The sequence below is a fragment of the Thalassotalea ganghwensis genome (assembly GCF_053485795.1).
In genome coordinates this window covers 191,256-203,352 of record NZ_JBQRUM010000003.1, presented here as the reverse complement: position 1 = coordinate 203,352, position 12,097 = coordinate 191,256, and the positions used below count along the sequence as shown (strand labels likewise).

8 protein-coding genes are annotated in these 12,097 nt (G+C 38.8%); 5 read left to right on the top strand and 3 right to left on the bottom strand.

Going from position 1 to position 12,097, the window contains the following annotated elements:
* The first annotated feature begins 323 nt into the window (after positions 1–323).
* Positions 324–1,865, top strand: a complete 1,542-nt coding sequence (locus ACSLUH_RS04445; RefSeq protein ID WP_448565017.1) for a methyl-accepting chemotaxis protein — start codon at positions 324–326, stop codon at positions 1,863–1,865.
* 52 nt (positions 1,866–1,917) lie between these two features.
* Positions 1,918–2,253, top strand: a complete 336-nt coding sequence (locus ACSLUH_RS04440; protein ID WP_448565015.1) for a zinc ribbon domain-containing protein YjdM — start codon at positions 1,918–1,920, stop codon at positions 2,251–2,253.
* Positions 2,254–2,311: 58 nt separating this feature from the next.
* On the opposite strand, the gene glnD is transcribed toward ACSLUH_RS04440, so the two are convergent.
* The 3 genes from glnD to ACSLUH_RS04425 all read right to left on the bottom strand — a co-directional run bounded on the left by glnD (position 2,312) and on the right by ACSLUH_RS04425 (position 6,336).
* Entirely contained in the window at positions 2,312–4,879 is a 2,568-nt protein-coding gene (gene glnD, locus ACSLUH_RS04435; RefSeq protein ID WP_448565012.1) for a [protein-PII] uridylyltransferase, read from the bottom strand.
* Positions 4,869–5,699: a hypothetical protein gene (locus ACSLUH_RS04430; RefSeq protein WP_448565010.1), complete on the bottom strand. Its 831-nt coding sequence runs from the start codon at positions 5,697–5,699 to the stop codon at positions 4,869–4,871. Before ACSLUH_RS04430 ends, glnD begins: the two co-directional genes overlap by 11 nt.
* A gap of 244 nt (positions 5,700–5,943) precedes the next feature.
* A complete protein-coding gene (locus ACSLUH_RS04425) occupies positions 5,944–6,336 on the bottom strand; it encodes a CBS domain-containing protein (RefSeq protein WP_448565008.1) in 393 nt (130 codons plus the stop codon).
* A gap of 233 nt (positions 6,337–6,569) precedes the next feature.
* Between ACSLUH_RS04425 and ACSLUH_RS04420 the strand changes: the two genes are divergently transcribed.
* From ACSLUH_RS04420 to ACSLUH_RS04410, 3 genes are all read left to right on the top strand, one after another.
* On the top strand, positions 6,570–8,978 hold the full coding sequence (locus tag ACSLUH_RS04420; protein ID WP_448565006.1) for a response regulator: 2,409 nt from the start codon (positions 6,570–6,572) through the stop codon (positions 8,976–8,978).
* 770 nt (positions 8,979–9,748) lie between these two features.
* Entirely contained in the window at positions 9,749–10,687 is a 939-nt protein-coding gene (locus tag ACSLUH_RS04415) for a DUF3369 domain-containing protein (RefSeq protein ID WP_448565004.1), read from the top strand.
* 2 nt (positions 10,688–10,689) lie between these two features.
* Entirely contained in the window at positions 10,690–12,033 is a 1,344-nt protein-coding gene (locus ACSLUH_RS04410; RefSeq protein ID WP_448565002.1) for a sensor histidine kinase, read from the top strand.
* Positions 12,034–12,097: the final 64 nt, after the last annotated feature.

The following is a 12,097-nucleotide window of genomic DNA, read 5'->3' as shown; positions in this document are numbered from 1 at the left end:
GTAGCAAAGTTATTCTAAGTAAAATCCTTGTACAGCTTCCGCGTCCTGCTCACGCTAAGTACCTACGTCCTATAGGCAAAAGACAAAGCTCATTTAAACGAATCCATAGGACAGCGTTTAAACCACATTTTTAGTATTTTCTCTCAACCATATTTGACGAAGTCGTGGGTTAAGGTTGCGTATGCCATCTCGATTTTTTTGATCTAAAATAAGCTTTGTTTAATTAGCCTAGCTCTAACAAAACTTTAACCACAATTAATGTAAGGATAATGATATCCTACCGAAGCTATTAACTTATGTGGTATCAGTTGTGAGGATTAGTTGTGGCACAAGAACGAAAATTTTCTTCAAAAAATATTCTATTATCAACAACAGATATAGACAGCCGTATTAAATACGCGAACAATAATTTCTGTCGTATTTCAGGTTATAGTAGTGATGAACTGATTGGTAATTATCATAACCTAGTCCGCCACCCTGACATGCCTAAATCAGCTTTTAAAAACATGTGGCAACACTTAGAAAGTGGTCGGCCATGGATGGGGCCAGTGAAAAATCGCTGCAAAAACGGCGACTATTACTGGGTAAATGCTTTCGTAACCCCAATTAAAGACGCTCAAGGAGGAATTTATGAATATCAATCAGTTCGCACCTCTCCTGATAGAGAACTAGTTTATCGTGCCAATAAACTCTATCAAAAACTCAATAACGGCCAGACTCCTGTTTTATTAAAGTTTCAAACTGATATGACATTATGGCTACTAGTAATGGTATTCATTATTGCAACTTGTGCGACAGTTAGTAGCTTCCTAACAAGTCACCATAACTGGCTAAATATCTTAACAGCGGTTATCGCTATTGCTGCTGGTGTCATTTTTATTCATTGGCGCCGCTCTTATCGAAAAGTTGTCGAACTTGCCAAGCAATCTTTCCATAACCCATTAATGAGTTACCTCTATTCGCAAAATAACGATGATGTGGGAGCTATCTATCTTGCTTTACAAATGAAGCAAGCTGAACTTAGAGCAATTACCGGCCGGGTGAGCGACGACTCTCAATCGATAGTTGATGCTGCTAATCAATCTAAACAACGTGGCTATCAAGTCGCCGACACTCTCGGGTTACAGCGCCAACAAACCGTGGAAATCGCAACGGCAATCAATCAAATGTCAGCGACAATTCAAGAAATCTCACAAGTGGTTAATCATGCTTCTTTTGCCAGTCAACAAGGATTAGACATCAGCCAGGATGGTCAATCTGTCGTCCAGCAAACCATCGCTTCAATAAAAGAATTATCGCTTCAATTAAACCATGTTGATCAAGCAATTCAACGCTTGGTCAATGGCAGCCAAGCTATTGAAAACGTACTGGATGAAATTAACGCCATGGCCGAACAAACCAATTTACTCGCTTTAAATGCCGCTATCGAAGCTGCCCGAGCGGGTGAACATGGCCGAGGGTTTGCCGTCGTTGCTGAAGAAGTAAGGGCGTTAGCGATACGTTCTCAGCAGTCGACCGAAGAAATAGTTGCATTACTGACGACTTTACGAGAAGAGTCTGCATTAGCAGTTAATGCGATGAATAGTTCAAATGAGTTATCTCAGTCATGCGTCACCCTTGCAGAAAAATCCGGCAATACCTTAACTGAAATCCACCGAGAAATTAGTGAGCTTGCCGATATCAGTATCCAGATCGCCAGTGCTGTCGAACAACAGTCAGTGGTTACCGAACAAGTCGATAAGAACATAATGACCATTAGTGAAATGTCTAACGAAAGCGAAACCCATGGACAACAGGCAGCTAAGATGAATGAACTTCTGTTAGCAAGGCTAAAAGATCAGAACAGCTTAATTTCGCAGTTTTAATGTCATTATTTTATCGTTAGAATCACATTTTTACTGTTAACTGCAATTTACTATGACACTACCTAATTGCCCAAAATGCCAATCTGAATATGTTTATCAAGATCAGCTCCACCTCGTTTGTCCGGAGTGTGGTTTTGAGTGGAATCCAAGCGAACAAGACGAGCAAGACGTAGTAACGGTCAATGATGCAAACGGCACGCCATTGCTTGAAGGCGACAAAGTAACCTTAGCAAAAGATCTGAAAGTTAAAGCCAGTTCTCTGGTGTTAAAAATTGGCACCAAAGCCACCATTAAACGCATTGTTGACGGCAAAGATCATCAGCTTGATTGCAAGGTTGATGGCGCCGGAGACATGATGATAACTGCGCAGTTTGTTAAGAAAGCCTAAAGAACAGCGACTTATCCTAATAAATCTGAGGTTAATACGTCACTGCTTGCTCGTTGAGTTAAGAGATTTCCTGCTCTAATAAATTAAGCAATTGCTCTTGTTCAATCGCTTGCTGCTCACTGTTAGAGACAAGAAAAACATTTTCTGTCGTTTCGCCCAAGGTACTGATTTTAGCGGAATGGATAAAAAATTGGTTAGTTGCCAATAAATCACAAATCTGTTCTATATACCTAGGGTCGTCCAAGGTATTTACTTTTAACAACGCTTGGTTTTTCTTCGTGGTATGTAACAGCTCAAAATTAGGGGCGTGGTCAAAGTTTTTCACCGATAAAGGTGTCGCTAACGATGATGGGGTAAACTGATTGGCAACGGTTTGCTCTACTCGTTTTAACACCGATTTCAAACGATATTTGTCATCAAAAGCATCGTCATTATGATCTAATAACTTAAATATCTCTAAAATATAATCATTCTTGGTTCGCAGTATTTGTGCATCTTTGACCCGCAACTTAGAGCTGGAAAAGGTTTTGAATAAATCAGAAAAAAGTTTAGGTCTATCTTCAGTGTAAACCACCAGAGTGGTGATGTTTTGCTCGTGATTATTAACCGCAAACGCACTGCTCTGCTCATCTTTTGTTAATAAAAATTCACTGATACTAATAATATCTTGCAGAGTATTATGACTAAAAAAGTTATTCGGTAATAACGCCCAGCACGCTTTAACTTGCTCAGGTCCTATACCTAGCTCGTCGAGCTTTTCCATTGCATCGTGCTTGTTTTCTCGAATGACTTCCCTTGACGCGAAAATATTTTCTAACCCCTGATTTAACGCATCTCTCACTAATAAATAGAATTGGTTTAATTGATACTCGTGCCAATCATTAAAGTAGTTTTCGTTAGTGGCCATCATGTCGGCCATGGTAAGAATATAAAGTGCATTGAGCTTTTCTTGCGAGCCAATTGCCTGTGCCAATCGTCTTATTTCTTCAGGTTCATTAATGTTTTTAGTTTGGATCGCGGAAATTAATAAGTCTTGATTGGCGATGAGCCAATAGATACGCTTTACTGCAGATGCTTTGAGTTGGTGTAGCTCGGCAACCTCTTTTGCTTGCATGGCGCTTAATTCATTTTTATCGATTGCCTGATTGCCAGACAAATGGTGAAACAAGGCGGCAAATTTTAATGCAAGTTCATCTTTAACACTTTGCGATACCGAGTATGCCAAACTCGATTTGTCTTTAATTTGTTTAAACGATTCAATAAATTGCAAGGCCTTAAAAGCATGTTCATCTACCGTAAAGGCGTTATGCATATCAAACTGCATTTGCCCTTCAATCAATCGCCATTGCGGTAAATAAGACGCGAGAATACTGTAGCGATGCATTAACGCCAGCGCTCGTTGCGCTCCGGTAGGATGACCAAGCACCGCCAAAAACTCTTCTCGGCAGCCTTGATAATCTTGTAATTCGCCAAGTAATCCACGACGAGTTTTTCTCAATAAACGTAATGTTTCTGGCGCAATGCCTTGAATTTTTTTGTTGTCAGCAATTAATTTAAATAATCGGATCACCTGACGCTTATCAATAAACGCAGTATCAAATTTAGCCTCGATTAAGCCATCCTTAACTTCAAAGTATTCATCTATCTCGACAGCCAACTCACTGCCTCGCTCCTCAAGCGTATCGAGCTTAAAAGAGTCGCTGATCATTTGATTAAGCTCACGAACACGGGTCATTGCCCGATACAGCTGTTTCATCATTCGTTCAATCGCAGTTTGACTATTGCTACCACTACCAAAATGGAGAAACTTTGCAACATCTGCCTGATTCTGAAACAGCAACACCTCTTGCGCACTATTGGTCACGGTATGCAAAGCCCAGCGAACACGACAAATAAAATCATAGGATTCATTTAATTCTGCCAATTCGTCTGCTTGCAAAAAACCCGTCGTTTTAAGTGCTTCACTGTTATCAACTGAAAAGTGTTTTTGCGCTATCCACATAATCGTGTGCGCATCTCTCAATCCTCCAGGGTTATTTTTTAAATTAGGCTCTAAATATAATGAAGTATTGGCGGCTTTTTGATGACGTTCATCTTGTTCAGCAATTTTTGCTTGATAGAAAGACGCACTCGACCACAACTGATTTGAATATAAGGCTTTTTGGATGGTAAATGCGTGTTCTTGCTCGCCAATTAAATAACGTAAATCCAATAAGTTAGTGGCAATGGTAATATCTTGCTGTGCAGCGCTAATCGATTGTTCAACAGTACGAACCGATTGCCCAATGTCTACACCGAGATCCCACAGTTTAGTGAGAAAGTCCGAAAGTTGGCTTTCTTGTATCTCACTAAGATCATCATGATAAATAATCGCTAAATCAATATCCGAATAAGGATGCAGCCCCTTTCTTCCGTAGCCACCAACCGCATTTAATGAAAGATTAGTTGATTGATCCAATTCAAAGTGACGCCACAATTCAATGAGTAGCTGATCAAAATATCTGGCACGTTCTTGCATCAACTTTTGAATGGCATGGGTTAAAAAGCACTCATTAAGCCTTGAGGATAACTGTTCTAAACCGGTTTGCAGCGAAGCTCTAGACCATTGCTTGTTTTTATCTGTCACTTTTGCCTTCCAGTGTTAAAGTTTTGAACCAAGTATTTAAGCACTCCACCTTACCTTCTACGTTAATATGATTGGCCAACTGACCACCAAATTCAAATTTCCTACTTAAAAATAGTCGGTTAATGGCTAAATGGCTCACTGGTATCAGCGCATAGGCAGTGATAACCCCTAAGGTTTGATAATACTCGGTCATATCAGACAATAATAGGTAAAGTACTTGGCTCGCACTTTCGTGTCGCTGAACATTAAAGTCGAGATACTCTACGATATTATCTGGTGAATACCTTATCGCATCGGCTGTTGCAACGACATCACCATCAAGGTGCGCATAAAACCTTTGTTTATTATTATGCTGAACAAGTTCGTCATGGTCTTGACTGATAAATATGTGTTGATGTTTTAACGATAAGACAGGAAAACCAGCAAACTTATCTTCTAAACGAGGAATACGTTGATTATTCTTAAAGGAGAGCGACTGTACTATCGGTGCTGGAATGCGTTGATGCGTGTGATAAACGTTTTGGTTATCTCTACATTGATAAACAACGTCTAGCGTGTCTTGACAACCGTCAAAAGCCATCATAGGGGCTTCTAGGTGAAAACCTTGTTGAAATAGATATATAGCTTGTTGTTGTTTTATTTTTACTGAGATTAAATTCAAGGAGTAATGGCTAGCAAATTCTTTTACTGCCGCAGCGAATTGCACAATATTAGCGCGACCAAGATGACTTACCTGCATAATCCGCGCTTGCTTATCAATAGTGTATTTTATTTCAAACCGGTCAGCCAGCTGTTCAAATGTTACATCAGCTTGACCCATAACTCACCTACTAAAAAATTAGAGCACTAATAATAACAATCTAAAGGAATATAATCAATTAAGGCAAAACTTGAGACAAATGTGTTATTTCTCACTAAAAACAAAATAATTTAATTAGAACTCTAATAATGATACTAGCTAACATTTTACCTAAACATCAAAGCTTTTATTTATAGAAGAAATATCAACACACAAGACAATCAAAAGCCTGCAATAAATTAATTATTTAAAAGAATAACGTGATTCATTTAGCGTCAACCTTGTTTCTTAAATAACGCACCAAATCAATCGACGACACAACTCCCTTAATTTGTTCATCTTTAACAATTACCAAGTGATGAATTCTCTCTTTTAGCAGCAAATCCACAGCATTTTCTACTGAAATATTTTCGTCTACCTGAACAACTGAATGGGAGCAAATTTGCCAGACATTCTCGATGCTTGCATTGCGTTTATCTCGATGAAACTTAATAATATCAGAATCACTTATCACTCCAAAGCAGTGCCCATCATTATCAATTACCGGCATAAAAGAGAGCGAATTTTGAGACAGCACCTTTTCTATGTCTGCTATCGAGTCATCAACATTAGCAACGAATACTTCTGTATTCATGATATCTACAATTAATTCTCTCATTCCCTGAAACCTCTTATTGTTATTACCTAAACCTCTATAATACTAGTGTATTTTTTGCCGTTAACGAATAAAAAGTTACCCCTTTAGCAAAACAGACCGACAGGTGAATAGGTGAATTTGTCAGCGAATTTCGTTTGTTTAGTCACCACTAATAAGCTATGGTAGTTATTATCCTTAATTTTTCTATGGTCTATTTTAATATACCAACGTGCGCTAGATTAAAGAAATAACTCATGGCAAAATTCACATCTGCAGTTAGCTATAAACTGATTAACTATTTACCTTTGTTAATCGTAAGCTTGTTGCTAATATTTATTGCTGTTTTTGCAGATTACCTTCACAACCAACAAACCGAAAATGAATTAAAAGAAGATTTGCGCAAAGAATTAGCAACTTTTCGCGCTCATATTGAAGGCACAATATTAAGCCATTCAATGCTGCTTAATGGTTTGGTAGCGGTAATTAGCACTGAGCCTGATTTATCTTATCAACGTTTTCTAGCGTTATCGTCACCACTGCTGCAACAAAATAATAGCATTCGCAATATCGCCTACGCCCCTGCGTTAGTTGTTAAATATGTCAACCCGATAAAAGGCAATGAGAATGTAATCGGTTTGAATTATGCGAATTTACCAGCACAGCTATCTGACATATTAATTGCCAAAGAGCGCCAAAAACTGGTGTTTACAGATTTAATTGACTTAGTACAGGGCGGCACCGGCTTTATTGCCCGTTTTCCCGTCTATGAAAACTCGACCAACAATAAAAGTGCATTTATTGGCATATTATCCTCCGTCATCGACAGCGAAGGCTTTTTCAAACAAAGTAAGTTAAGTGAACTATCACCGGATTACCAATTAAGTATTGTCAATGTACTTAGCAATAAATCATTATACGGACAAGCTATTTCAAATAATGCTCAACCAATTACTGAGCTCATCAATTTACCTTATGGTCATTGGACAATCAAAGCCATCCCCAAAGTTGGTTGGCAAAATTATGTCACGAGGCAATCGCAATCCGACGTTTTTGGTTTCTCTATAAACTTATTTAGGCTTGGTTTATTACTATTCCTATTGGCAATGTTTATCCCGCTATTATTGTTAACACGGTCAATAGTGCATAAGCGTTTAGAAAAGTGGCACTTTAAAGCGATTATGGACAACACGTCTAGCCTTATTTACATCAAAGGAAAAAGCGGGAGATATAAATTTATCAATAACGCATTTGAACAGATCCTACACATTAGCAATGAGCAAATAAAAGGCAAAACAGACGAGGACGTTTTTGACAAAAGCTTCGCATTGGAGCGCTCGGCAATCGATAAAAAAGTATTTGAGACAGGAGAGCGAATTAAAACAAGAGAAAAGCTCCCTTTAAAAGATGGTATGCACCACTATTTGTCAGTGAAATTCCCTGTTTTAGACAGATATAACCAAGTTTACAATATTTGTAATGTATCGACAGACATTACAGAACAAGTGAAGCAACAAGAGCACATTAGCAGAACACAGCGCCTAGAGTCACTTGGTAACCTCACCGGAGGAATCGCTCATGACTTCAATAATATGCTAGGCATAATTGTCGGATACAGTGAATTATTGCAGCTTAAATTAAAAGACCAGCCAGCACTATTGAAATATGCCAATAATATTCACGACACCAGTAAGCGCGGTGCAAAGTTAACCAAAAAATTACTGAATTTAAGTCGCGAAAAAAGCACTAATGTAGAACAGGTTAATATTAATGAGGTTATCGAGAAACGAGCCGATCTGATCACGTCAACATTAACCTCTCGTATTTCGCTGCGAAGTAACCTAGACAGCGATCTCTGGGATATTTCTGTTGATGCCAGTGATTTAGAAGACGTTATTATTAACTTGATCATTAATGCTATGCATGCCATTGATAAAAATGGTGAAATAACCATTACAACTCACAATATCACCTTAAGTGCTCAACAAGCGAGTCTCTTTGAATTAAATCAAGGCGATTATGTACAGCTCGATATTGCTGATACCGGACACGGAATCCCTTTCGATATTCAAGATAAAATTTTTGACCCCTTTTTTACCACCAAAGGTAAAGATGGCGCTGGTTTAGGGCTTTCTATTATCTATAACTTTATGCAACGCAGCAACGGTGCCATTCATGTCTATTCAAGACCCGCTCATGGTGCCAAATTTTCGCTATTATTCCCTCGCTGTCACGAGGAAGTTGTAAAAGAAAACCATACCGTATGCCAAATAAAGCAAAAAGGTGAGCCAAGAGAAACAATATTGGTGGTAGATGATGAGCCTGAGCTGCTTAGCGTTACCAGTGAACTATTAACTGAAAAAAGTTATCGTGTTTTATCCGCTGCAAGTGCGGAAGAAGCATTACAACTTCTCGAAAATCATCCAATAGACTTGGTAATTTCTGATGTCATTATGCCTGATGTCGATGGTTATCAACTTGCGCAAACAATTGAAAAACGCCACCCAAATGTTTTAATTCAATTGATGAGCGGATATACCGATCACTCAAATCGCCCAGTCAGTGACGAAAAGTATACAAAAAATATTATCTTAAAGCCGCTTAGCAGTCAGGTACTACTATCTCGTTTGCAGGAGCTTTTCCAAAATAAAACACAATCTGCGTAGCATTAGAGCGTGTTGATCTTTGCGGTACAAGTTTTGTTCGAATTAAACGTGATTTAATCGAGGCGTAGCGAATACCGTATAGTTATTCTATACAAATGAGTTACAACAAAGCGTAAATCACGTTTAAACGAATCCGAAGGACAGCGCCCATTTGAAATTTCTACTTCGTTATTGTCTATTTATGGGGAATAACCACATGACATAGGCTCTGTCTTGTATAAACTTCAAATGAACTGCTGCAAAAATGTACATCAAAGATCAACACGCTCTAGTTATGTTCAAATAATGCTAGGGTCTGTTATTTTTTTAATATATTCTGAATAATTAAATGACGGTTATCAAGGCAAAAACTATGAAGCTTCGTGGGCTAAACGACGAGATTGTACCGCAGAGCAACGTTATTTTGGCCTCAGCCCCGAGACCTTAACAAAAGGAGCAATGGCTATTTTCAATACTCGCGGCATTAGCGTTTGCATATTTGGAATAACCAAACCTTGATCACGCTGATTTGCTTTTATCAAGAATACCCTATTGCAGAAAAAATAAACAAAGGTCAACAGACCCTAGCCTCCCTTCTCTATTCGATATTTGTTTCTAAAAAAATTGCATTGGATATTCGCGCTCTTTGCAATGTGCAATTACACTTAAATTAATTAGCGCCAATTGAATGTTCAATAGCAGATTAATATATTGTTCGCTACAGGTAGGTTTGAAATTCAACTTGGGTAATTATGATTCGATAGCACCAGATAATAGGACATAGGAAAAGCGTGGACTGGTTAGCGGAAGATACGAGCGAAGCAGAAGAACTGAATCTGCCCCCATGGAAAGTTGTGATCGTTGACGACGATGAACAGGTGCATAAGGTCACTGAAATGACCTTAAAAACGTTTAGCTTTGAGCAACGTAAACTTGAATTCATTCACTTATACAGTGGGCAAGAGACTAAACAGTACTTTGCGAGCCATAATGATATCGCACTGGTTTTTTTAGATGTGGTTATGGAATCAGACCACGCTGGTTTAGACGTCGTCAAATACATCAGAGAAACGTTACAAAATCATTATACGCGGATAATTTTGCGTACAGGGCAGCCTGGCAGTGCCCCGGAAGAAGAGGTGATCCGAGACTATGATATCGACGGGTACAAAGCAAAAACCAAACTGACCGTCAGTACCTTAAACCACGCTATTTATATAGCATTACGCTCATACCGCGATTTAGTAAGAATTCAAAACTATCAACGTGGCTTAGAAGCGTTAATCGATTCTATTGCCAGCGTTACGCAAATCGATAATATTCTCGAGCTTTCCAATGCGGTTCTCGTACAGATGAAAAGTGTACTCAACGCCGAAAATACCCATTTTCTGATCAAAGAGACTGAAGCCTTTTCACTTATTGAAACAAACAAGCATCAATGGAATTTAGCGGTGGCGGAGTCTTCGGCGGTATTTCTAGAAGACCAGCAAGCTACGCCAAAAGACCAAGAAGTCAGCACTATCGCTAAACAGTGTTTTGCTCAGAAAGACCATGTGATCAAACCACCTTATTATTGCCATTATTATCGCTCTAAAAAAGGTACAGAGGCTGCTTTCGTACTCAAGTGCCTTGGTGATATTACGCCAATGTCTCTGCGTCTTATTAAACTTTTTTCTATCAATATTATTTTAACGATTGAGAATTTAATCATTAGTAAAGATGAGCATTAGCCATGACACAATTTGAACAATATATCTCAACGATATTGACCACATTAAAGTCATCCTATGGTGAAGAATTACTAAACACCTTAACCATGCAGTTGCATAACATTATCGGTGCGGATTATACCTTTATTGCCCGTATCGATGCCAAAAGACATGTCTCTACCACCATTAGTTTGGTTGCCAAGGGAGATATTGCCGAAAATTTCGAATATTCATTGCAGTCAACACCCTGTGCTGATGTTTCAGACGATTCGGTTTGCATGTACCCTCAGGGTATTTGTCAGCGCTTTCCCGATGATCAGCTGCTCTTTGATATGGAAATAGAAGGTTATGTCGGTACCCCCTTGCATGACTCTTCAGGCAAAGTGATGGGTTTGATTGTCGCCTTGTTCGAGAACGAAATCGCTGATACCCAATTTGTTGCCAACTTATTTGAATTATTGTCAGGGCGAATCGCAGCTGAGATCGAGCGCTCAGATAAAGTAAAAGAGCTTTATGAGCTCAATCACAACTTAGAAGAACGTGTAGCAACGAGAACTCAAGAACTATCCGAAGCACTGGCGCATCTAAAAGAATCACAAGATAAACTTATCGAACAAGAAAAAATGGCTTCTCTGGGTAATCTTGTTGCTGGCGTTGCTCATGAAATCAATACACCATTAGGGGTTGCAGTATTAAGTGCATCGAATATTCAAGAAATTATTAGAAAGTTAAAGAAGCAATTCGAAAGCAATACCTTGTCAAAAAGCGCTCTAGCTACGGCTTTAAATGACATCGAAAGTTGTGAAGAATCGCTCAGCTATAACTTAAACAGAGCTGCGCAACTTGTACAAAACTTTAAACAAGTTGCGGTTGAACGCAATATCGATGAATTACGCACCATTGAGCTAAAACCTTGGCTTGATAGCTTATGCTCAAGTTTGCGACCAATTATGAAAAAACAAGCGATTTCGTTATCACTATGGGTTGATGATGAGACATTAACGATTGAATCATATCCATCAAAACTATCGCAGGTATTAACCAACTTAATTACTAATGCCATTACCCACGGCTTTCCGAAAGAGTTTAATTGCACTAGTAAAGCAATTAATGTCACCGTTTCAAGTATCGGTGAAATGGTAAACTTTACTATCCATGACAATGGTGTTGGTATTGATAACGCCATTATCGATAAAATTTACGATCCTTTCTTTACCACTAACCGCCAAGGCGGCAATACCGGTTTAGGGTTAAGTATCGTTAGCAACATTGTTCGGGGAAACCTTCACGGGCAAATCCAATTAACGAATAACCAGCACGTCGGTACCGAGTTCACCATTAGTTTGCCTAAGCACCTTAAAGCATAAATATTGGCAATTAACCCTACCATTGATTAGTTGCGATGATAAACTAGTGCTCATTTAAGATACC